The sequence below is a fragment of the Euzebyella marina genome (assembly GCF_014855515.1).
Classification (GTDB): domain Bacteria; phylum Bacteroidota; class Bacteroidia; order Flavobacteriales; family Flavobacteriaceae; genus Euzebyella; species Euzebyella marina.
Genome location: NZ_JACYFK010000002.1, coordinates 21,250 through 46,126, shown reverse-complemented (window position 1 = coordinate 46,126; position 24,877 = coordinate 21,250). Strand labels below are relative to the sequence as shown.

General features: G+C 39.1%; 14 protein-coding genes. 13 read left to right on the top strand and 1 reads right to left on the bottom strand.

What is annotated here, in order from left to right; all coding sequences use genetic code 11:
• Nucleotides 1–75 precede the first annotated feature (75 nt).
• Entirely contained in the window at nucleotides 76–909 is an 834-nt protein-coding gene (locus tag IL356_RS08935) for a membrane metalloprotease (protein ID WP_225621458.1), read from the top strand.
• On the opposite strand, the gene ccsA is transcribed toward IL356_RS08935, so the two are convergent.
• Nucleotides 910–4,092, bottom strand: coding sequence for a cytochrome c biogenesis protein (gene ccsA / locus IL356_RS08930; protein ID WP_380085120.1), 3,183 nt, complete (start codon nucleotides 4,090–4,092; stop codon nucleotides 910–912).
• 262 nt (nucleotides 4,093–4,354) lie between these two features.
• Between ccsA and IL356_RS08925 the strand changes: the two genes are divergently transcribed.
• From IL356_RS08925 to IL356_RS08870, 12 genes are all read left to right on the top strand, one after another.
• Nucleotides 4,355–5,119 carry a Rossmann-like and DUF2520 domain-containing protein gene (locus IL356_RS08925; protein WP_121849332.1) on the top strand — a complete coding sequence of 255 codons (765 nt, stop codon included), beginning with the start codon at nucleotides 4,355–4,357 and terminating at the stop codon, nucleotides 5,117–5,119.
• Nucleotides 5,103–5,630, top strand: coding sequence for a KdsC family phosphatase (locus tag IL356_RS08920; RefSeq protein WP_121849333.1), 528 nt, complete (start codon nucleotides 5,103–5,105; stop codon nucleotides 5,628–5,630). The genes IL356_RS08925 and IL356_RS08920 overlap by 17 nt, the downstream gene beginning before the upstream one ends.
• Before the next feature lie 3 nt (nucleotides 5,631–5,633).
• The gene (locus tag IL356_RS08915; protein WP_121849334.1) at nucleotides 5,634–6,221 is read left to right on the top strand and encodes a Maf family nucleotide pyrophosphatase; all 588 of its coding nucleotides are present in this window, start codon (nucleotides 5,634–5,636) and stop codon (nucleotides 6,219–6,221) included.
• Nucleotides 6,222–6,300: 79 nt separating this feature from the next.
• Nucleotides 6,301–7,227 (top strand): septum formation inhibitor Maf, encoded by a 927-nt coding sequence (locus tag IL356_RS08910; RefSeq protein WP_121849335.1) that lies wholly within the window; start codon nucleotides 6,301–6,303, stop codon nucleotides 7,225–7,227.
• A gap of 4 nt (nucleotides 7,228–7,231) precedes the next feature.
• Complete coding sequence (locus IL356_RS08905) at nucleotides 7,232–7,777, top strand: mechanosensitive ion channel family protein (RefSeq protein WP_121849336.1); 546 nt, start codon at nucleotides 7,232–7,234, stop codon at nucleotides 7,775–7,777.
• A gap of 148 nt (nucleotides 7,778–7,925) precedes the next feature.
• Nucleotides 7,926–10,463, top strand: a complete 2,538-nt coding sequence (locus tag IL356_RS08900) for a PIG-L family deacetylase (RefSeq protein ID WP_121849337.1) — start codon at nucleotides 7,926–7,928, stop codon at nucleotides 10,461–10,463.
• A 105-nt stretch (nucleotides 10,464–10,568) separates the two neighbouring features.
• Nucleotides 10,569–12,308, top strand: coding sequence for a sodium:solute symporter (locus tag IL356_RS08895; protein ID WP_121849338.1), 1,740 nt, complete (start codon nucleotides 10,569–10,571; stop codon nucleotides 12,306–12,308).
• Nucleotides 12,309–12,454: 146 nt separating this feature from the next.
• A complete protein-coding gene (locus tag IL356_RS08890; protein ID WP_121849339.1) occupies nucleotides 12,455–13,504 on the top strand; it encodes a LacI family DNA-binding transcriptional regulator in 1,050 nt (349 codons plus the stop codon).
• A gap of 173 nt (nucleotides 13,505–13,677) precedes the next feature.
• The gene (locus tag IL356_RS08885) at nucleotides 13,678–16,689 is read left to right on the top strand and encodes a SusC/RagA family TonB-linked outer membrane protein (protein WP_121849340.1); all 3,012 of its coding nucleotides are present in this window, start codon (nucleotides 13,678–13,680) and stop codon (nucleotides 16,687–16,689) included.
• Nucleotides 16,690–16,698: 9 nt separating this feature from the next.
• On the top strand, nucleotides 16,699–18,276 hold the full coding sequence (locus IL356_RS08880) for a SusD/RagB family nutrient-binding outer membrane lipoprotein (RefSeq protein WP_121849341.1): 1,578 nt from the start codon (nucleotides 16,699–16,701) through the stop codon (nucleotides 18,274–18,276).
• Between the two features lie 144 nt (nucleotides 18,277–18,420).
• Nucleotides 18,421–21,729: a VCBS repeat-containing protein gene (locus tag IL356_RS08875; protein WP_205601248.1), complete on the top strand. Its 3,309-nt coding sequence runs from the start codon at nucleotides 18,421–18,423 to the stop codon at nucleotides 21,727–21,729.
• Nucleotides 21,730–21,740: 11 nt separating this feature from the next.
• Nucleotides 21,741–24,842: a DUF5107 domain-containing protein gene (locus IL356_RS08870; RefSeq protein WP_121849343.1), complete on the top strand. Its 3,102-nt coding sequence runs from the start codon at nucleotides 21,741–21,743 to the stop codon at nucleotides 24,840–24,842.
• Nucleotides 24,843–24,877 lie beyond the last annotated feature (35 nt).

The following is a 24,877-nucleotide window of genomic DNA, read 5'->3' as shown; positions in this document are numbered from 1 at the left end:
TAGCCCTTGAAAGTTGTTAAAATTCACACTAAATCCAGAAACATTTCCGTTCAACTTTAATAAAAAGTTGTTGCTATGATTAATCGCATTTCAATTCTAGCCCTTTTATTGGGGGCTTTGCTGGTTTTACCCCTTTCCTGTTCGAAAGATTCAGGCAATGAGTCTAATTCCAGTTCAGATGATACCACCAAGACCATTACCGATGAAAATGGTGAAGACCAGGAAGTGAACATTTCAGAAAACAAAAAACTGGTCGGCGATTCTGCCAATGATATTTTGAGTGATGCAACCTATGAATCCATTATCTTTGAAATATTCTACGTCGCGGGTTTCGAACCCAACCAGAATACGGTTGCCAATTTTGAGTCGTTTTTAGAAAATAGACTTAACAAACCGGAAGGTATTACTATTGAGTTGAAAGAAATTGAAAGTCCCGGTCAAGATGCCTATTCGGTAGAAGATATTGCGGCTTTAGAAGATACTATTAGAACAGAATACAATCAAGACAGGCGTTTAGCCGTATCAGGTATTTTTCTGGATGGGGAATACTCTGAAAATACAGAAAACGGTTCCGTTTTAGGAATTGCCTATAGAAACACTTCTTTCGTCATTTTTGAGGAGACCGTTCAAAGTTTTAGTGGGCAGGCTTTTGGCCCAAGTCTTACCGTTCTAGAAAGTACAGTATTGAACCACGAGTTTGGCCATTTAATGGGTATGGTAAATGCAGGTACCCCGATGCAAACAGAACATCAGGACACTGAACACGGAAGGCATTGTATCGATGATAGCTGTTTAATGTACTGGACCGCCGAAACTGGCGAGGGATTGCTCAACATGCTTAGCGGAGGAACGATACCCGACTTCGATAGTCAGTGTTTGGCAGATATACAGGCCAATGGCGGTAAGTAATTAATTATTTATGTAGTTAACCCGATACCTCCATAAGCTTAATGCACCTATAATCAAAGCTCCCAAAGCTATATACCAAACATAATCGGGAGTAATTGCGGCAGAACCGCTCTGACCATAACTATGCAAACCTACTAGGTAATAATTTACGCCAAAATAGGTCATCATGATACTTCCAACAGCAATAAGGCTTAAGAAGTTGAACGTCCACTTTCCTCTTAGGCCGGGAACCAAGCGCATGTGAATTACAAAGGCATACACCATAATAGAAATCAATGCCCATGTTTCTTTGGGATCCCAGCCCCAATAGCGGCCCCAGCTCTCGTTGGCCCATTGACCTCCTAAAAAGTTACCTATGGTCAGCATTACAAGACCCACTGTAAGCACCAATTCATTGATGATGGTCAATTCTTGAATGTTCAGGTCCATTCGCTTTTTGTTCTTTTTTGTGGTAAGAATCATAAGAAGAAGACTTACGAACCCAAGAATAGCACCAACAAACAGAGGACCGTAACTGGCTACGATTACCGCCACATGAATCATCAACCAATAACTATCTAAAACGGGTACAAGGTTTCCTATGGCCGGATCGACCCAATTCTGATGAGCAATCCATAGCAGCATTCCTGTTACGAAGGCAGAAGCAGCTAAGGTAATATCACTCTTTCTCGCAAAAAGAAGCCCCATACCCATAGTGGCCCATGATACGTACAAAATACTCTCATAGGCATTGGTCCACGGGGCATGGCCAGAAATGTACCAACGTAAAATCAAGCCAGCCGTATGCCATAAAAACAGAATAATGATAGTGCCTTTGAAAAAATAATTACCAACCCTCAAAATCGAGCGGTCTTTGAAAATCTGGAATATGAGGATTATGAAAAACAATAAACCGATTAAAGGATATAACCTCCACAACTGATTGAAAATACCAAGCTTGTTGTAAACTACCTCCGTTTCGATTTTACTATCCGGTGGCAATACTTCACTACCGTGATTTTTTTGGTTTTGTTTAAAGGCTTCCAACAATTTATCGGCACCAGAATAGTCATCGGTCTCGATTGCCTTTCTTAACGTCATCAAATAATACGGAACGGAATTTCTAATGAAATTACCATAAAGGCTGTCGGGCACTTGATACTGCCCTCCCCTATACTCAACGGCCGAAATCCATTTATTGTTCTCATCATTCAAGAGAGGAAAAATCTTTACGATTCTTCCACTTAATGCTTGATCGAGCACACTAAGTCTAACATTGGCATCCTTAAAATCCTGCTCAAATTTATTGGGGACATTAGTGGCCGTAGCTTCCCTCAGAAATGGTTCCAATTTGTAATTGCCCCTTTCATCAAAAAAATCGGTTGCCTTGGCATATTTCTGACCTTCAGGAACCCCGATGACATGGCGTATACTATCATTTTGACCCTTTTTATCAATTGCCAAAAATTCTGCATTGTACCACGCTGGAGGGTTCAGCATCATCGAAAGAAAGACTTGGTCGGCATTCATATCGCCAAACTTCTCTTTAAGGCTCAGCTTTCTTAAAAGTTCGGAAGAAAAAGTGTGTATGGGCTTCATTCGCCCAGCTTCATCTTGCACCACCAATTTGCCAAACTTTTCGGCATGCTCTTTTGATACAAGTGTAGTCTTGATTATCGAATCGATTTGAACTTGGGTAGGCATAGTACCGGAATGGTCATGCCCATCATCGGCCGTATGCTCTTGCGCCGATAAACCTAAACTAGCGGCCAAAAACATTACGGTGGCCATTTTAGCTTTCTTTGACTTTAACTTCTCCAAAGACCTTCCTAAATCTTTAAATCTGGTTTTGCCAAAAAACATAATTCCCATTAAACCGATGTATAATAGAAAATAGCCCAGATAGGTGATCCATGTACCCCACTGATCATGGTTTACCGAAAGAATCGTTCCCTTTTCATCGGGGTGAAAGCTAGACTGAAAAAAACGGTACCCTTTATGATCTAATATATTGTTCATAAAAATATCGTAATCGAAAGGTCTTTCGTCTTCTACGGTTACTTTACTCATAAAGCTGGAGTATCCTTTTTCGGTACCAGGATATTTCTCTGCTATAAAATCATTCAATTTTATACTAAAAGGAAGCTCATATACCTTTGAGCCATAGCTCAACATGAAATCGAGCCCGCCGACATTGAACTTCTCAGAAAAATCGGAAGTTCCCTTTCCTCCTAAAAGCTTCTTTTCTACCGTTTCACCATTGGCACTAATTTCAATCACCAAAGCATCAAGAGTAGCTTCGGTCATTTGTGCTTCTGGCACCTTCACAACACCGTAAGATCCTTTTACAATAGGGTCGGGTATTACGAATTGCATGCCTGCCATATTGTATAGCGAACGCAGTTGTAACGGCTGTAAACTGTCGGCCACCACTTGGCCTTGAAGTTGGTCGGCCATTCGCATAAAGCTACCTTCAAAAGGCGATTCAATTTGAAAATCCCCATTCTGGGAATAAATATTGACCGCTCCCTCGGTCTTTTTGTTTAATGAAAAAAGTACATTATGAATACTCGATACCTCACCGCTCTCTAAATAGTGGTCGTGTCTTTGACCATCACCCGCTTCAACGATTTTCAAGTATTCTTTACCGCTTTCATCGGCAATCAGCCCTTCTTCGGCGCCATCAATAAAACCCTTATATGAAATAGTGAAAGGTTGCCCATTAAAATCTGATTTCCAAGGTAGATTCGACTTTATATCTTCTGCGGTAACTATTAAATTTTCCTGAAGTGTCTTCCTTCTTGGTTCCCCATTGATTTCGCCATCTACAAATGCAGTTAAGTAGGTTTTATCGGAGTAGAAAACTTTTTCAGCTTGTCCTTCGCGAATGGGCATCATCCCCTCAAAACTAATATACCTAGTCACAAAGGCCCCGACAATGATTAGTACCCAAGAAAGGTGAAGAACTAGTACCGGCCATTTCTCAACTCTTAAAAGACGGTATCTTTTGATATTTCCGACAAAGTTGATGACAAAAAATACCATAATGGCCTCAAACCACCATGCATTATAGATCCATATTCTTGCTGTCTCAGTGCTGTACTTTGTTTCTATGAAGGTTCCCAAGGCCATGGCTACGGCAAAAGCGATAAACAAAAGGGACATTAAACGAGTAGAAAACAATAATTTTTTAAGCATTTGCATTTTGGAGTAGCTGAATTGGTTTTCAGCTTGCAAAAATACGCCCTTTTTATCACTTGCATATGTAAAGTAACCTTTAATACACCTTTCGAACTGTTAATTGTTATTTAAAATTCTAGGGGCGAAATGTGAAAAAGAGAGATGCAAAATTCACCATAAGAAATCTAAAAACTTTCAAATTAAAGACTCAACCCACCATCGTATATAAGCGAAGAAACGCTCAAACCCTTTTTATGCCAAGAAGAAATATATGTAATTTCGCAGCATGAAAACAGTTACCATCATTGGATCGGGCAATGTAGCATATCATCTCTACAAAGCCTTTTCATTAGCTGAAAATATATTGATCCAACAGGTGGTGGCGAGAAATAAATCTGCATTAGAAACATTTGTTTCTCCAGATAAGCTCTGTACCAACTTTGAAGAGGTCGTTGATTCTGATTTTATTATCATAGCCGTAAGTGACAATGCCGTTGAAAAAATAGCAGGGCTTTTGAAAAACTTTAAGGGAATCATAGTGCATACCTCGGGGGCAACTTCTCTAGGCGTACTGAACAAACATGAAAACCACGGTGTTTTTTATCCGTTGCAAACCTTCAGTAAAAGTCGTGAGGTGGTATTTCAGGACATTCCTATTTGTATTGAGGCTAATACCAAACATAATCACCTTGAATTAAATGAATTGGCTTGTACTATTTCAGGTAATGTTCAAAGGGTGAATTCATCCCAAAGAAGACAGCTACACATGGCAGCGGTATTCGCCAACAACTTCAGCAACCATCTCTTCTACCTCGGAGGAAAGATTTGTGCAGAAAATCAACTTTCATTTTCGATTTTGAAACCTTTGATCAAAGAGACTGTTGATAAATTAGAAGTTTTATCGCCTTATGAGGCCCAAACTGGGCCGGCCAAAAGAAATGACCAGAATACCCTAGAAGCACATCTTTCTATTTTAGAATCAGATTTGCATAAAGATATTTACACCCTATTAAGCCAATCGTTACAAGAAACTTATGGAAAAAAGTTATAAGGAATACCTCAAAAATATCGACACATTTGTTTTTGATGTGGATGGTGTTTTTACCGATAGTACCCTCATCATTACTACAGATGGCGAAATGCTTCGCAAGATGAGCGTTAAAGATGGTTATGCCCTAAAAACCGCTTTGCAGAAGGGATATAAAATTTGTATCATCTCAGGTGGAACGAACGAGGGCGTTCGAAATAGGCTCAGGGCCCTTGGGGTAACCGATATTTATTTGGGAGCACATCATAAATTGGATGCCTTAGAAGAGTATATGGATATTTACGGAATTTCTCCTGAAACCATGTTGTACATGGGCGACGACATACCCGATATACCTGCCATGCAGACGGTTGCCATACCTACCTGTCCGCAAAATGCTGTACCCGAAGTAAAAGCTATTTCTAAGTATGTTTCGCACAAAAATGGCGGCGAGGGTTGTGTAAGAGACGTAATCGAACAGGTGCTTAAAGTAAAGGGTGATTGGCTGGATAATTATAGTGCTTCGAATGATTAAATCATGTTACAAGACCAATTAAAAAATTACAACTTGATCCTGGCCTCGGGCTCACCCAGAAGAAAACAGTTTTTGATGGATATGGGGCTCGATTTTGAAATACGTATGAAGTCGGTCGAAGAATCGTATCCCGAACATTTAGAAGGAGGTGATATATCAGATTTTTTAGCAAAATTGAAAGCAGAGCCTCTAAAAGAAAGTCTCTCGTCAAAAGATATTTTATTAACTTCTGACACCGTGGTGTGGCACAATAAAAAGTCATTGGCAAAGGCCTCCAATGAAATGGAAGCCGTTGATATGCTAGAAACCATGTCAGGAGATTGGCATCAAGTAATTACCTCCGTCTGTTTCACCACCACAGAAGCACAAAAAATTGTTAGACAAGTTACCGAAGTGAAATTTGCGAAACTATCTAGGCAAGAGATTGACCATTACATTTCAACCTTTAAACCCTACGACAAGGCTGGTGCATATGGCATACAAGAATGGATAGGCCTGGTGGGTATTGAAGAAATCAAGGGCTCTTACACTAATGTGGTCGGTCTACCCACACAATTGGTATATACCACCTTGTACGAAATGACAAAATAGTCGCTCCACTTTAAAATTAGAGCATATGTCCTTTTGTTTTAGGACAAAAAACCTGTTTTTTAAAAATAAAACTACAATCATGGCTCGTCAATTTATCATTATAGCTTTGTTCTTATCCTTTATCTCTTGCAGGGATAAGAATGAGAAACAATTATTGGAAAATGAGAACAATAAGGAAGCTGTAAAGTCAAAACCAAAAAAAAGTCTTTCGGAAGAATTTAAAAATTACTGGTATGCAGGCGATGCCGAAATTACTTCTTACAACCTGCAACAAGCAAGGTATGGCGAAACTCGAGACGGAAAGGCGGTCCTAATATATGTTACCGAACCGTTTTTACCCGAAAAGCAGGTAAAGGCAGATGGTCATGATCCCGAGAACATTCCTGTGTTAAAGTTGAATACCACCAAAAACTATTTAACGGGAATATACCCCTACTCCATTATGACCAGTTCGTTTTACCCCGTACACAATGATCGGCATGCGCTAAAAGTATCCTTCTCTTCTCAAGAATGGTGCGGTCAGGTATATGCCCAGATTAATAATAGAACTGAATTTGAAATCTCATCACATTCCTATTTTGAAAACGAGGCCGACCAAAAGTTTGCTATAAGCAAAGAAGTTTTGGAAAATGAACTGTGGAACCAAATTCGAATCGATCCAAAAAGTTTACCTCAGGGGGAGTTTGAAGTGGTTCCTTCGTTGGAGTATATTCGTTTATCCCATAAAGAACTTCGCTCTTACAAAGCCAACTTAAACCTTACTTCTGAAGGTGAAAGTTTCTCATACGAAATAAGCTACCCGGAACTAAATCGCACCCTGAAGATTGAATTTTCAAATCAGTTTCCTTACCAAATTAGCGGATGGTCAGAAACTTTTGAAAGTGGTTTTGGCCCCAATGCCAAACAGATGACCTCTGTTGCCACAAAAATCGAAACTTTAAAAACTCCTTATTGGAAACAAAACGGAAATAAGGATTTATCTTTGCGCGACAGTTTAGGATTGTGATTTTATGGAAGAATTTCTGAGTAGTTATAAAAATGAATTTTTGGCCACCATTATTACCCTCGTGGTCATTATTTTTCTTAAATACTTACTTGACAAAACCATTCGGAAAATTGGTCGAATCAGCAATATCGCCGAGCCGAGAACCGTGCTGATAAGCAAGTATGTTTCAGGTCTTTTGACCATTATTGGTTTGGGCATTATTTTCTTTATATGGGGTTTCGATTACAAAGAAGTTGGCTTGGTCTTTTCGTCGGTGTTTGCCGTCATAGGTGTTGCCTTGTTCGCCAGCTGGTCTATTTTAAGCAATGTTACAGCAGGGGTCGTGCTCTTTTTCTCTTTCCCCTTTAAAATTGGGGACCGCGTCAAAATTTTGGATAAGGAAATCAATTCTGACGAGGCCTATCTAATCGAAGACATCAAAGCCTTTCACGTAAGTCTGCGCAAAGAGAACGGAGAGTTACTGGTTTATCCTAATAACCTTTTAATGCAAAAGGCGGTAACATTGGTTTACAATTTAGAAGAAACGCCTGACGGAACCGAAGAAACGTAATGACGTTTGGTTCGGTTGTATAAGCACTTTTTAATTTTCTTTTTGTTAAAGAAGTTCTAAAAAAACGGAGCAGCCCTGTAAACTTTCTATCTTTGAGTATATCCCCCTTTTGAAATTTAGGTGGATTGCAGCCACAAAAACCAACACTATGCGTCAACTATTGGTGTTTTTTGTCGGAATATTTTTTTTCCGTAACATCGCCTATGCACAACCTCCAGTTCAGTATTCTTCTTCAGAAATATACCATTCATTACAAAAACTTAACTTTCTAGGAACGGCTCTATATCTAGCGGCGCACCCCGACGATGAAAACACTAGATTGATATCTTACCTTTCAAATGAGGTGAAGGCTAGAACGGCCTATTTATCCCTTACCAGAGGTGACGGGGGGCAAAATCTGATAGGCCCTGAACTCAGGGAATTATTAGGCGTACTCAGAACCCAAGAATTATTGGCCGCACGTTCTGTTGATGGCGGGGAGCAATTCTTTTCTAGAGCCAATGATTTTGGTTATTCAAAACATCCTGACGAAACCTTGGAAATATGGCAAAAAGAGGAGGTTTTGGGTGACGTAGTTTGGGCAATCAGAAAGTTTAAACCGGACGTTATTATTAATCGGTTCGACCACCGAAGCCCGGGTAGCACCCACGGGCACCATACTTCATCTGCAATGCTGAGCCATGAGGCTTTTGATCTTGCCAATGATCCAAAGGCATATCCCCAACAATTAAAGCATACTCAAGCATGGCAGCCAAAAAGATTGTTTTTTAATACCTCATGGTGGTTTTATGGCAGTCAAGAAAATTTTGAGAAAGCCGACAAATCGAACCTCCTAAAATTGGATATCGGTGTCTACTACCCCATTTTAGGAAAATCAAATAATGAAATTGCGGCGTTGGCCAGCAGTCAACATCTCTGTCAGGGTTTTGGTAGGCTATCGACCCGAGGAACAGAAGATGAGTATATCGAACTATTGAAAGGTGATTTGCCAAAAGACAAGAACAATATTTTTGATGGTATCGATACGACATGGTCACGAGTTGAAGGCGGTGAGGCCATAGGTAAAATTTTGTACGATGTCGAGGCCCATTTTAACTTTAAAGACCCTTCGGCCCATCTATCACAATTATTGGAGGCATATGACCTTCTTCAAAATATAAAAGACGCCCATTGGAAAAATGTTAAGTCAAAAGAATTAAGAGACCTTATAGCCCAAATATCAGGACTTTATTTTGAGGCCTCTTCGCAGAGCGAATCAAGTAACCCTGGTGAATCGGTACAATTAGACATTGAACTGGTCAACCGAAGCAAGAATACCATAAAACTGGTTTCTGTAAAGGTTGATCCGAGCGGTGCTCAGATAACGCCCTCCATAAGTCTAGGTGCCAATCAAAAAAAGAATTTTGAACTTGAGGTGAAACTGCCAGAAAATGCGGCTTTTACCAGTGCCTATTGGCTTCGCGATCCGGGTAGCCTAGGCATGTACAAAGTTGACAATCCGCTTCTTATCGGAAAGCCCGAAACTCCGCCCGCTTTGAATGCCAAATTCGAACTTGATTTTGATGGTCAATCTATCGTATTTGAAAAGCCGGTAAGATATCGCTTTGCCAAACCTGACAAAGGTGAACTATTTCAACCATTTGAAGTGTTACCTAAAGCCACGGCCAGTATTGCTGACAAAGTTCTGATTTTTGCGGATGGAGATTCAAAAAACATTCCGGTTACGGTAACCACCCATGCCTCGAATGTGGAAGGAACTATTCATCTAGACGCCTCTGAAGGTTGGAATATTGAAGATTCTACCCAAAAATTTGAAATTTTAAAAAAGGGAGATTCTCAAACTTTCTATTTTAGAGTAACACCGCCAAGTGATGAAAATCAGGGTAAGTTAATTCCTGAAGTAACGGTCGCTGGTAAAACAGTTTCCAAAGAACTTGTTACGATCGATTATAGCCACGTACCCAAGCAAAGTGTTCTTTTACCATCAGAAGTTAAGGCCGTACGTCTTGATATTCACAAGAGTGGCGAACATATTGGATACATAACGGGGGCTGGTGATAACGTACCAGAAAGCTTAAGGCAAATTGGTTACATTGTTCATACCATAGCGCCAGAAACCATTTCAAGTGCTTCACTTGATAAATATGATGCCGTAGTAGTAGGCATTCGGGCATATAATGTGGTCAACGAACTTAAGTTTAAGCAACGTTACCTTTTTGATTATGTAGAGAACGGTGGCAATTTGATTATTCAATACAATACCGCCGGAAGATGGGACAAACAGTTTGATCAGATAGCCCCTTATCCCATTACCATATCTCGAGATAGGGTCACCGATGAAAATTCGGCCGTTACCATTCTTGAGCCTAAGCACGATTTGGTCACAACCCCGAATCAGATAAACTTGAACGATTTTAATGGTTGGGTTCAGGAAAGAGGATTATATTTCCCTAATGAATGGAGTAAAGAATTTACCCCGATACTTTCAATGAAAGACAAAGGGGAATCAGCATTGACAGGCAGTCTTTTGGTAGCCCCTTACGGAAAAGGCCATTATATTTACACGGGACTAAGCTTTTTTAGGGAGTTACCCGCAGGTGTACCAGGAGCCTACAAACTTTTCGCTAATATGCTATCTTTAGGCAAATCGGAATCAACAGCCAATCAACCGGAAATAAAAGGTTAAAAATGCTCGAAAAATCGAATTGGAAGAAAGAGTACACCATTGTTTTGGTTCTCAATATAATTTACGTTCTTATTTTCTGTTACCTAATGATATCATTTAAGTAACATGGGAGTACTGGATTGGATCATACTGGGCGGTACCTTACTTTTCATAGTAGCATACGGCGTTTGGCGAACCCGTGGCAGCGATAATGTCAGTGACTATGTGGGTGGTGGTAAAGATGCCAAATGGTGGACTATCGGTCTATCGGTCATGGCGACTCAAGCGAGTGCTATTACTTTCTTATCTACCCCAGGCCAAGCATTTCATGACGGTATGGGTTTCGTACAATTTTATTTGGGGCTGCCTTTGGCCATGATTATCATTTGTCTGGTTTTCGTGCCCATATACCACAAATTAAAAGTCTATACGGCTTACGAATTCTTAGAAAATAGATTTGATTTAAAAACCAGATCGCTGGCTGCCATTTTGTTTCTTTTACAACGCGGACTTGCAGCCGGTATTACCATCTACGCGCCGGCCATCATTTTATCGGCCGTGTTAGGTTGGGATTTGAGAACATTGAACATAATAATAGGTATACTGGTTATAATTTATACCGTTTCCGGGGGAACAAAGGCAGTGAGTGTCACCCAAAAACAACAGATGTTCATCATCATGACCGGTATGTTCATCACCTTCTTTTTTATTTTGGGGCATCTGCCGGCAGACATCAATTTATCTAAGGCCATGAAGATAGCTGGTGCTACCGATAAATTGAATATCATAGATTTCAGTTTTGACCCTAAAAGTCGGTATACGTTTTGGAGCGGAATTACCGGAGGACTATTCTTGGCCTTGGCTTATTTCGGTACAGACCAAAGCCAAGTTCAACGATATCTTTCCGGAAAATCGGTTAGGGAAAGCCAATTAGGTTTGGTGTTCAATGGTATTTTTAAGATTCCCATGCAGTTTTTCATTCTTCTGGTGGGGATTATGGTCTTTGTTTTCTATCAGTACAACCCTTCTCCCTTAAACTTCAATCCTGCTGCTACAGCTGCCGTAATGGGTTCTGAACAAGCAAAAGATTATGAAATTTTGCAAAAAGGACAGCAGACTTTAGAGGAATCGAAAAAAATAGCCCTGAACAAATTTTCGACCGCTTTGGAGCTAAAAGAATATGCCGCTGTTGAAGATGCCAAACAACAAATAATCACCCTCAATGTAAAGGACAGTACCAACAGGGCCGCTGCGAAGGCATTGATACAACAGGCTGACGGTACCGTAGAAACAAACGATAAAGATTATGTGTTTATCCACTTTATTCTAAATAACCTGCCTAGAGGCCTTATAGGCCTACTTTTGGCGGTAATATTGTCCGCTGCCATGTCCTCGACCGCATCTGAACTGAACGCCCTCGGTACAATTACCGCTCTTGACCTCTACAAAAGAAACAATAAAGAAGAGTTAACCGATAAACAATATGTGAAGTATACAAAACTTTTTACCCTTCTATGGGGTGTTCTGGCCATATTGATAGCTAGCTTTGCCAATCTATTCGATAATCTGATACAATTGGTCAATATCATTGGTTCCGTTTTTTACGGCAATGTATTAGGTATATTTCTATTAGCTTTCTTTTTCAAATTTGTCAAAGGCAATGCCGTATTCTTTGCGGCGATACTTACACAACTCATTGTCTTTGTACTTTTTTATTCCCTCATATTTATTTATCCGTCCGGGGATGAAAAATTAGGATACCTCTGGTTGAACTTTATTGGTTCGGCTTTGGTCATCGTTATCTCATTAGCTTTTGAAGGCTTTGATAGATTTCTTAAAAAATCGCCCGTTAAAACTTCAATATAATTGAAAATTAGCGGCTTATATTTTACTGATTCTCAAACAATTCTTAATATCTCTTAATTTTTAAAGTCTTTTTAACAAAAGATTTATATTTGATTACCGAAAGCTTAAACGATTGCGTTTAGTCACTAACCAGACTTCCCGTTTTAATGACCAAAAAGAAATACACTATAAAGGACATAGCCAAAATGGCTGGTGTCTCAAAAGGTACCGTTGACAGGGTACTTCATAAAAGAGGAAAAGTATCTGACGAGGCACATGACAAAGTAAAACGTGTACTTGGGGAAATAGACTACCAACCTAATCCCATCGCACGAAACCTCAAAAGAAATAAAGTATACAGAATTTGTGTCTTGATGCCCGATTGGCAAATTGACCCCTATTGGCAACCTGCCGAACAAGGTATTCTAGAGGCTATAAACGAGTTCAGTGCTTTTGGTGTAATTGTTGACCAATATTTTTACCATCCTTATCAAAAAGAATCATTTACGAGTAAATCGAAAGAAATATTAGTATCGAAGCCAGATGTCATCTTAATGGCACCCCTCTTTCAAGAAGAGTCGATTGAAATACTTAAAGAATGTCGTGAAAATAAGATAAGGGCCGCCCTATTCAATAACTATATAAACACCTTAAACGGAGAGATTTTCGTTGGTCAAGATTTGTTTCAGAGTGGTAAAGTAGCTGCCGGTCTAATCGATAAGGTGGTTAGTAAAGATGCTACTATACTGGTTCTACATTTGGACAAAGAAGACCACATGGAGCTCAAAGAAAAAGGATTCTTGAATTATTTTGATGAGCGTGACCATTCGAATCACAAAATTTTAAGCGAAGCTGTACCAACGAGTCATCAGGATGAATTAAAGAAACAAGTGGCTCAATTATATAAAAGCCATCCGGAAATTTCTGCCATTTTCATCACCAACTCAAAGTCTCACAAATTTGTTTCTTTATTTTCCGAAATAGCTAATTCTTCTAAAAGTCCCGTAATTGTTGGGTATGATCTTTTACCAGAAAATATAGATTACCTTAATAAGGGACAGATTGAATTTCTAATCCATCAAAAGCCCAAAAGACAAGCTTATCTTGGTATTAGTTATTTCGCCGAATACTTCCTATTCGGTAAAGAGGTTCCTTCCCGCATGCTACTTCCCATCGACATTATTACCTCAGAGAACGTAACATACTATTTAGAATAACAGCAGTTTAAGAGTCTGTAATTGCGAATTTACTAGATTCACCCTTCTTTTTTTTAGGAGTGTGTGCTCGAACACATTTTTCTTGCAAAACCTCTTGTCTGTTAAAAATTTTAGTTTAAATTCACAGAACCTTAATAAAATGTTAAACTAACTTCACGCTAAAAACCAACATTATGATTAAAAGACTAATTGTGTGTTTTGCGCTCCTTTTGGGAACCTATCCCCTAATGGCGCAAGACAAAACGGTGACCGGTACGGTTACTGATGCGAACGATGGTGCCCCCTTACCTGGCGTAAACGTTTTGGTTCAGGGCACTACCAATGGGACCCAAACCGATTTTGATGGTAATTACTCCATTGAGGCGGCAGAAGGGGACATTCTAGTATTCTCTTATTTGGGCACTAAAACACAAACCGCGACTGTGGGCTCCACTAATACTGTAGATGTAGCTATGGAAGAAGATGCGAGTCAACTCGATGAGGTCGTAGTTACTGCTCTAGGTATCAAAAGGCAGGAAAAGACCTTAACCTATGCTCAACAATCTGTAGACTCTGACGAATTGACCAAAACAAGAGACCCTAACTTTATGAACGCACTCTCTGGTAAGACAGCCGGTGTCGAAATCAAAAAAAGTAGCTCAGGTGCAGGTGGTTCAACAAAAATACTTCTCAGGGGTAACAAATCTTTAAGTGGCGATAGCTCTCCACTATTTGTAATCGATGGTATTCCAATGGCGAACAATAAAGGCGGCCAACCTGGTATGTGGGGTGGTAGCGATAGTGGTGATGGTCTTTCGGCCATAAACCCAGATGACATTGAAAGCATAAGTATTCTTCGAGGTGCTAATGCCGCGGTACTGTATGGTAGCCAAGGAGCTAATGGTGTAGTCTTAATTACTACAAAAAGTGGTTCTCAAGGAAAAACAACTGTGACGGTAAATAGTAGTTACACTTTCGAACACTATCTTGAATTACCAGATTTACAATATAAATATGGAGCCATAGGGGCTGCTAAAGAAAGTTGGGACACTACTCCTGGTGATTACCAAAGCGATTATGTTGAAGATTTCTTTCAAACAGGCCACAACTTTTTCAATTCAGTAAGTGTTAGTGGTGGAACTGATAAAACGCAGGCTTACTTCTCTTATGGTAACATTAGTGCTACCGGTATCACGCCGATGAACAAATACCTGAAAAACAACTTTACTTTTAAGCAATCTACTAAACTGTTCAATGATAAATTAACCATTACATCCAATGTGATAGGTGCTGTTGAAAGTAGCAAGAATAGGCTTCCTTCAGGATATTATCTAAATCCTCTAACAGGTTTATACTTCTTTCCTAGAAATCGGAATTTCTATAATTATAAAAATAATTATGAAGTTTTTGACCAAGAAAGAAATATCATGGCGCAAAACTGGTTCGTTTCTGACCATCATCAGTCCAACCCATACTGGATATTGAACAACGAACCTCAAACTGATAGACGTGATCGCTTTATCGGAAATTTGACGCTTAGTTATGATATCATGGATAACCTAAGTCTTCAAGTAAGAGGTAATTACGATTATGCAACAATAACTAAAGAACAGCAGCATGCTGCTACGTCAAACTCAACAAACGTTCATCCTAACGGTGCTTGGGACTACCAAAAGTATCAAGATAAGCTATTATATACAGATGCTATTTTGAATTATAACACTGATTTAGGAGAAGATTTTAGTTTAAATGCTACCCTAGGAGCGAGTCATCAAGAAACAAAGTACGGAATTGGTGTTCAGGTTAACACGGGTACATTGGGTTTACTTTATCCTAATGAGTTTTATTTTCAGAACTTACCAACTAACGTTCAAGTACAGTCAATTACAAATGGAACGATAATTAAAGAGGGTATTTTCGCTAATGCCCAAATAGGTTTCAAAGAAATGCTTTTCTTAGACATTCAAGGCCGTAATGACTGGGCCTCCACCTTAGCCTTAACAGGTAACGACTCCTATTTCTACCCTTCATTGGGTCTAACAGCGCTCTTGAGCGAAATGTTTACCCTACCGGAAGCCATTAGCTTCTTGAAATTAAGAGGTTCTTGGACTCAAGTCGGTAATGAAGTTCCTTTTAACAGAATCAACCCGCAGAACAGTATTACGGCAAATGGTGGGGTTAGCAGAAATACCACAAGACCATTTTTGGATGCTAAACCCGAAATTATAACAAGTTCTGAAGTGGGTGCGGATTTACGTTTCTTCAACAATCGATTAGGATTAGATTTTACTTATTACTTTATTAAGAGTGAAGACCAATATATTTCTGTACCTACAACCTCGGGTCAAGGGGGATATACTCAAGAGTACATCAACGCTGGTGAGATAACCAACAAAGGGGTTGAAATAACCTTAAATACTATTCCTATCCAGTCAGAAGATTTTGAATGGAGCTCATCTTTTAACTTTACTTCTAATAGAAACGAAGTAGTAGATATAGGGCCAGATGACGAACGTATTTTTAACCTTGGTTCATCGGAGGGCTACTATTCACGACTTATCGAGGGCGGAAGATATAATGACCTTTATGTGAATAAATTCTTAAGGGATGATCAAGGTAGAATTATATTCAGTGAAGGCGCTCCTAGAAAAACCGATCTTCCAGAGTTAATTGGAAATCTTGACCCTAAAGCGAGTTTAGGCTGGAACAACAGTGTAAGTTTCAAAAGATTTACTTTTGGTGCCTTAATAAATGCCAAGTTCGGTGGCAAAGTATTTAGCCAAACCCAATCAATGCTAGATGGTTATGGTGTATCTCAAGTAACTGCCGATGCTCGCGACGCCGGCGGAGTAACAGTAAATGGGGTAGATGAGGCAACAGGCGCAGCTATTACCACTGTAGATGCCGAAACATGGTATCGAGCTATTGGCGACAGAAACGGTGTGGGTGAAGCCTACGTTTATGACCGAACCAATGTAAAATTAAGTCAGCTTTCAGTTGGGTACAATTTTGATCTTTCAAACTCTGGATTACCGATACAAGCGGCCAGTTTATCTTTTATAGGTAACAACTTGTTCTTTTTCTATAAAGATGCGCCATTTGATCCTGAATTAGCTATCAGTACGAACCAAAATGCACAAGGTTTGGACAATTTTAACCTACCTTCTACTGGAACGTACGGGTTTAATCTAAAACTAACTTTCTAAAAAAATAGCATGAAAAAACTTTTATATCTCTTAGCCATGGTAGTGGCCTTCAATTCATGTACAGATGATTTTGAAGAGGTAAATACGAATCCCTACCAGATATCAACCGAATCCCTCAAGCAAGATTTTAATCATGTTGGCGCGTTCTATCCATCGATGTTGAGTCAAATTTTCGGGAACCAGGTAGATCACAACCTAACAAATGTATCTTATGCTCAACATTTGGCGCAGCCAACTCCTTTTACCGGAAATGTTAATAACACAACCTATTACATACGCTGGAACGGATACTGGGCCCGTGAATACAACAATATTATGGCCCCGGCTAAGCAAGTAATCGAACTTGCAGAAGCAGATGGTTATTTTATGTTTGCAGAATGGGCAAATTTGATTAAAATTTTATCTATGTCCAGGGTGACTTCTTTTTACGGACCGATTATTTATACAGATTTTGGTAGTGAAGGGGATGTAACCTATGATAGCGAACAAGATTTGTATAATGCATTCTTCAGTGATTTAGATAGAATAATTGAGACCTTCAATTCGAACACAGATTATACCGGTCTTTCAGATTTTGACGCCAGCTACGGCGGAGACGTGGCCATGTGGGCTAAATATGCCAATTCTTTAAGACTTCAATTAGCCATGCGTGTTTCCAAAGTAGATCCTGCCTTAGCGAAAACGCAAGGTGAAAAAGCACTAGCAGATCCTGCCGGGTTGATTGAGGCCAATTCTGAGAATATGAATATTTCTCTATACGGAAATAAATTTCATCCCGCTCAAATATGTTTTGAATGGAATGATACCCGCATGAGTGCAACTATGGAATCAGTTTTAGTAGGTTATCAAGATCCTAGAATTCATTCCTTCTTTGATCCTGTTGATGATTTATCATTAGTGAGTGATCACCCTGAATTTCCCTATAAAGGTATTCGCAACGGTGGTGAATTAGTTGCAAAAGATGATCATCTTCCTTTTTCTACAATTGACCTTAGTTTTAATGATCCAGGAGCTGTTACTGAGAGAAAAGTGTTGAGTGCCGATGAAGTATTCTTTCTTAAGGCTGAGGCGGCCTTGCGTGGTTGGGTCGGTGCAGGTGATGCACAGACCAATTATGAAGATGGTGTTAAAGCTTCATTTGAATTATGGGGTGCAGGTGGCGTAGATGCTTATCTTGCCGACAATACTAGTTTGCCCATAGATTATGACGAACCTATATATCCTGATCCAATTAATGATTTTACGAATCAAATAACTGCCACTATTGCTTGGGATGAAAGTGCTGATAATGAAACCAAATTGGAAAAGATAATTACTCAAAAATGGATTGCCGCATATACCAATGAAATGGAGGCTTGGGTAGATTTTAGAAGAACTGGGTATCCCAAATTACCTCCTGTCTATCAAAATAGTAGTAACTCTGATTGGGGTGTGGTTCCAGAAGGTGAGTTTATTAAAAGAATGCCATTCGTAAACGATGAACGAGAGAATAATCCTGCTGGAGTAGCCGATGCTACGTCAAAGCTGGGAGGACCAGACGAAATCAACACCCGCCTTTGGTGGGATACAGGCGGACCGAATTTTTAATTGCCCTGATTTATTAATTGTTTGCTAAGTAAAAACCTGTAGAATTGAAATTTTCTACAGGTTTTTTATTTAAACATATGCCCATCCTAATCCTGAATAATTCTGAAAATCATTATTTTCAGCTACACCTTTTAAACATACCCCATGATGTTGAAAATACCGACCCAACTCCTTCCTTTTTTTTCGGTTCTATTGTTTTTAGGCAGTTGTTCTAAAGGTGATAAAAGCAAAATGTTCACTCTATTGCCCGAATCCAAAACCAATATCAAGTTCAAAAATATATTACAAGAAACAGAAGAGTTTAATATTCTTACTTACGGATATATTTATAACGGTGGCGGTGTATCAGTTGGTGATATCAACAACGATGGCCTTCAGGATATTTATTTTACCGGTAGTATGGTCGGTAGCCACCTTTATCTAAATAAGGGAAATTTAGAATTTGAAGAAATTGCCAAAGAAGCGGGAGTCTTTGCCGAAGGTCTTTGGAATACCGGCACCACCATGGTTGACATCAATTCCGATGGTCTATTGGATATTTATGTTTGTCGTTCAGCCGCACACGATGATTTTAAAAGAAAGAACTTGCTCTTCATTAACAATGGTGATTTGACATTTACCGAGAAAGCCGCAGAATATGGTATCGATGACCCGGGCTACTCAACACAAGGAGCATTTTTTGATTATGATAAAGATGGTGACCTTGATTTGTATGTGGTAAACCACTCGGTACAAGAATATGCCAGCTTTAGAAATATATCTACCAACTTAAAAAGTAAGCGAAACCCTTATTACGAAGATCATTTTTATATCAATGAAAACGGTAACTTTTTGATTTCAAATGACAAAGTCGGCTTAATATCAAATGTTTTGGGCTTTGGCCTAGGTGTCGCTGTTTCAGATGTAAACAATGATACTTGGCCCGATTTGTACATAACGAATGATTTCAACGAACAAGATTATTTATACATCAACAATCAAGACGGCACTTTCACAGAGAGTTTAGAAAAATTCATAGGCCATACATCACACTTTTCAATGGGTTCTGACATCGCCGATATTAACAACGACGGCTACCCTGAAATAATGACCTTAGATATGTTACCTGAAGGCAATTTCAGGCAAAAAATGGTCTCAGGCCCCGATAACTATGATAAGTTTCAATTTCTGGTCAAATCAGGTTTTTACCATCAATCGATGCGTAATATGATGCACCTTAACAATCAGGGCAACTCTTTTTCAGAAATAGGTCAACTATCAGGCATTCATTCTACCGATTGGAGTTGGGCCCCGTTATGGGTCGATCTAGATAATGATGGTTTAAAAGACCTGTTCATCACCAATGGTGTTAAGCGTGATTACACCAATATGGATTTTATGAATTATGCGGTTCAACAAAAAATGGAAGAGAACAAAGTGGGCGCAGAAATGGCCATCAATGACCTATTGAAACACATTCCTTCCAGTATTGAAGAAAATTACACTTATAAAAATAATGGCAATCTGTCTTTTTCAAAGATGAACGAGGCGTGGGGTCTTGATCAAAAAACCCTATCTAATGGTGCCGCTTATGCCGACCTCGATAATGACGGTGATTTTGACCTTATTGTCAACAATACCGATGAACGAGCCTTCATTTATCGAAACAATTCGGAATCTCATGACAGTAATAACTATCTGAAGCTGCTTTTAAAAGGTGACAATAAAAACACTTTCGGAATAGGTTCGAAGGTTGAAATAAAGATTGGTGAGAGAAAGCTAGTTCAAGAGTTTATGCCTTCCAGAGGCTTTCAATCTTCTATAGACTACAATTTAATTTTTGGCTTGGGCAATGATTCCATTGTTGATGAACTAACGGTCACATGGCCCGACAAAAGAGTAGAATCCATCAAAAAAATTAAATCGAACCAGACCCTTTTATTGGAGCAAAAAAATGCTAATCAGATTAATTATAATGCCCCAGAGCCCAAGAGGAAATTTTTGGTAGACCTAGATAGAGATAGCTTGATAAACTTTAAACACCAAGAAAACAACTTTATCGATTTTAAAAATGAGCAATTACTTCCCCATAAATTATCAGTAGAAGGCCCAGCTTTAGCCGTGGGAGATATTAACAACGATGGTTTCGACGATGTTTTTATTGGTGGGGCCAAAGGTCAATCGGGGTCCCTTTACATTCAAACAAAAAATGGCCGTTTTAGTCAGCGAGATTTACCTTCTTCAGAAATGTTTGAAGATACCGACGCCCTCTTTTTCGATGCCGATAACGATAAAGACCTAGATTTATATGTGGTGAGTGGTGGCCATGAGCAACAAGTCGGTAGTAGCGAACTTCAAGACCGCTTATATATTAATGACGGTAATGGTTATTTTAAGATAATAGAAACCAACCTACCGAAAATAACAACCAATGGGTCTTGCGTCAAGGCAGCCGACTATGATAATGATGGAGACCTTGATTTATTTATCGGTGGCAGATCTATACCGGGCAAATACCCCAATTCGCCAAAAAGCTACCTATTGCAGAACGATGGTTTGGGAAAATTTCAAGATGTAACGGAAAAGTCTTTTAAGAATCTGGCTGAAATAGGAATGGTCACAGATGCCATGTGGACCGATTTTAACGGAGATCAAGTAATTGATTTAATTGTGGTTGGCGAATACATGCCAATAGAGTTGTTTGAAAATAATGGCAAGGAGTTCAGGGATGTAACGGCCAATTCCGGTCTTCAAGATAGTGAGGGCTGGTGGAACGCCATTGAGCAAGCTGATTTTGATAATGACGGGGATATGGATTATATCGTCGGCAACTTCGGACTCAATTCTCAGTTAAAAGCTTCTCCCGAACAACCGGTAAAACTGTATTCAAAAGACTTTGACGGAAATGGTTCACTTGACCCTATTTTGACCTCTTATTTAATGGGTGAAAGCTATCCTGTTTTTTCCAAAGATGACTTGGTCGGTCAACTTAGCGGCCTAAAAAACAAATACATTAACTACTCCGATTACGCCGATCAAAAAATAACTGACATTTTCAATGCCCAGCAGTTATCTGATGCAAAAGTATTGGCAGCAAAAAACTTTGCTACATCTTATGTTGAGAACTTAGGAAATGGTCAGTTCAAAATAACCTCATTACCTGTTCAGGCCCAATTTGCCCCTATTTACGGAATTTTAATAAATGACTTTAATTCCGATGGGAATTTGGATGTTCTTCTAGCAGGAAATTTCTATGGCACCCGAGTTAAATACGGTCGTTACGATGCCGATAAGGGCACCCTTCTTTTGGGCGATGGAAGCGGAAATTTTAGAACTACAAACTCTTCAGAAAGCGGTCTAAATATTAATGGTGAAGTCAGAGATATCAAATTAGTATCAACTTCCTCTGGCCCCAAATATATTTTGTTCGCAAGAAATAATGAAACTATGGCCATATATGGTCTTAACCCTTAAAAAAATCAGACTTGAACCGATTATACCAAAACTTTCATCTAGCCATTGCATTCTTCTGTTTTACCTCATTTTTTGCACAAGATGCAACCGTTACTGAAGGAATTTTATCGCTGAGCACCTACGGTTTTGACAAACCAAATGCCTTACCAATCTTAGCAGATAACCCAAAAATCTATCCCTACTTCAAGTTTGAAGAATATACCCATAAGCCCGAAAAACGAGATTGGAAAGTCGTAACCTTAGAAAATGAATTCATAAAGGTTTTTATACTTCCGGAAATAGGTGGCAAAGTTTGGGGAGCTATCGAAAAAAGTACGGGAGAAGAGTTTCTCTATAAAAATGAAGTCATAAAATTTAGAAATATTGCCATGCGAGGCCCGTGGACATCGGGTGGTATAGAATTTAATTTTGGCATTATCGGGCATCATCCGGGCACTGCGACCCCGGTCAATTATGTCACCAAGAAAAATGCAGATGGTAGTGTAAGCTGTTTTGTAGGCTCTACCGATTTACCTTCTGAAACAACATGGCAAGTTGAGATAAGACTTGAAAAAAATAAAGCCTATTTCGAAACCAATGTCTCATGGTATAATGGGTCTCCCCTATCCCAATCTTATTATAATTGGATGACGGGTGCCGCTGCGGCTACTGATGACTTAGAATTTTACATTCCTGGTAATAAATATCTCGAGCATGATGGAACAGCAAAAGATTGGCCCATTGATAATCAGGGAAGAAATCTTTGGCGGTACCAAGAGAACAATTTCGGCCCGTCAAAATCTTACCATGTAGTGGGCGAATACAACGATTTTTTCGGTGGATATTATAAGAATTCAGACTTCGGGTTTGGGCAATGGTCGCCATATGAAGAAATGCCAGGGCAAAAACTGTGGCTTTGGTCATTATCAAGATCAGGAGGTATTTGGGAAGATTTATTAACCGACTCCGATGGACAATATATAGAGTTTCAGGCCGGTAGATTGTTCAATCAGTATTTTCCCGGAGCAATTAACCCTATTAGCCAAGTTAGTTTCGACCCATTCAGTATGGAGAAATGGAGCGAAATTTGGTTTCCCTATAAAAAAATAGGTGGTATGGTCGATGCATCACCCCATGGGGTTTTGAATGTGACCAAAGAGAACAATAAATTGATAGTCGGGTTGAATGCCTTACAACAGCTAAAACACACCTTGACTATAAAAAGTAAAGGTAAGATCATCTTTGAAGAAAATATAGAACTCTCTCCCATGGAGGTATTTTCAACAGAGGTTAATGCGGTTACCGATGGCCCAATAGAAGTCGAACTGCAAGGCACTGAACTGTCTTATAATTCCGACCCCAATACGCTTTCTTTAAAAAGACCCTTTTCCTCCACCGACATTGAAATTTCAGAATCTGAAAATGAAGTATTCAAAGGAATTGAGGCCAAGGAGTATAGAGAATACGAAAATGCCAAGAAACAGTTTACGAACATTCTTGCCAAAAATGCCTCGGACCAACGAGCACTGATTCATTTGGCCGATATAGAAATCAGGGAAATGAAATATGACAGTGCCCTGTACTACCTAAACAGGGCTTTAAAATTTGACACCTATAACTCTTCTGCCAACTATTTATCTGGTATTGCCTACCGAATGTCAAACGATACTATCAATGCTTTAGAATCCTTCGGCTGGGCGGCAAGGGATATGAAATTTCGATCGGTCGCCTTTGCCCAAATGGCAGAACTGTATTTATCGAATAAAAATAAGGAGAGGGCAAGCTATTATTCAAAAAAGGCCTTGGATTTCAATACCTACAATTTGAATGCCCGAAAAGTTCAAGTGATAATCGCTCGTATTACCGAAAATACAGACCTCTACAAGAACCTTTGTAAAGAGTATGAAGAGTTATTCCCTTTAGATCATTTCATCACCGTAGAAAAGCAATTGGCCAACCAGAAAAGAATTCAACTAGATTTAGCCAACGAATTCGCATCAGAGACAATTCTAGGTCTTGCCATGGATTATTATAAATTATCTCTCTTAGATGAGGCCAAACAAATTTTGGAAATAAATAAGAACTATGTAAAAAATAATATCTGGTCTGCCTACTTAAGCAATGATACTGAAATATTAGGGCCTTTGAAGAGAGAACCTATTGACTTTGTTCTTCCTTACCGGTCGGAAACGGTAGAAGTATTGGAATGGGCTTCACAAAACAATGACAGTTGGAAATTCAAATATTATTTGGCTCTCAATTACTTGGCGTTGGGAAGATTAAAAGAAGGAAAGGAAATATTACAGAACCTTAACGACATCCCAGATTCAGAAATCTTCTATCTGTTCAGGGCAAAAATGCTGAAAGATAGGTCTTATCCTGACCTGTTGGCCGATTATCAAAAAGCTCTGGAACTCAACAAAAATGATTGGAAAATCTGGGAAGAAAATATTCTTTTTCAGCTGAATTCAGAAAAAAACAATGAGGCACTAGATCTAGCTAAAAAAGCGGTGAAAAAGTTTTCCTCTAATTACAACTTAGAATTAGCCTATGTCAAGGCACTTGTACAAAAAAAAGACTTCAAGAAAGCGATAGAGGTACTTTACACCATTCAAATTCTACCTTTTGAACATGCTAGCGAAAGTAGGAGTTTATATGAAAAAGCTCATTTAGCACTTGCCAAAGAAAAATTGGATAAGAAAAATTACGAAGAAGCGATAGAAATACTGGAAAAGGCAAAGAAATGGCCTGAAAATATTGGGATTGGAAAGCCTTATAACCCTGATGAGAGGGCCCAAGACTATTTGCTGGCAGTTGGTTATGAATATATTGGTGAAACTGAGAAAAATCTACAAATCTTGAATGAGATAGTTGAGTACACCTATTCTGCTTTACCAAAGAATTCCTTTAATCACCTATATGGCCTATTAGCTTTGAATAAATTGAAAAAAACCAACGAACTCAAGGAGTTTCAAAATGTACTGGAGGACAAATCAAAAGAGGAGAATCAGGCTGCAACGAAGCTTGCTTTAGATTACTGGCTAAATAAAAATAGGACGGAAAATCCCAACCAACCAAATCACTCAAAATTAGATATACAAAAAGAAGTGGCCTTGTGGGCATTACAAAACTAAAAATGCCCCATTTCTGGGGCATTTTGATAAACTAT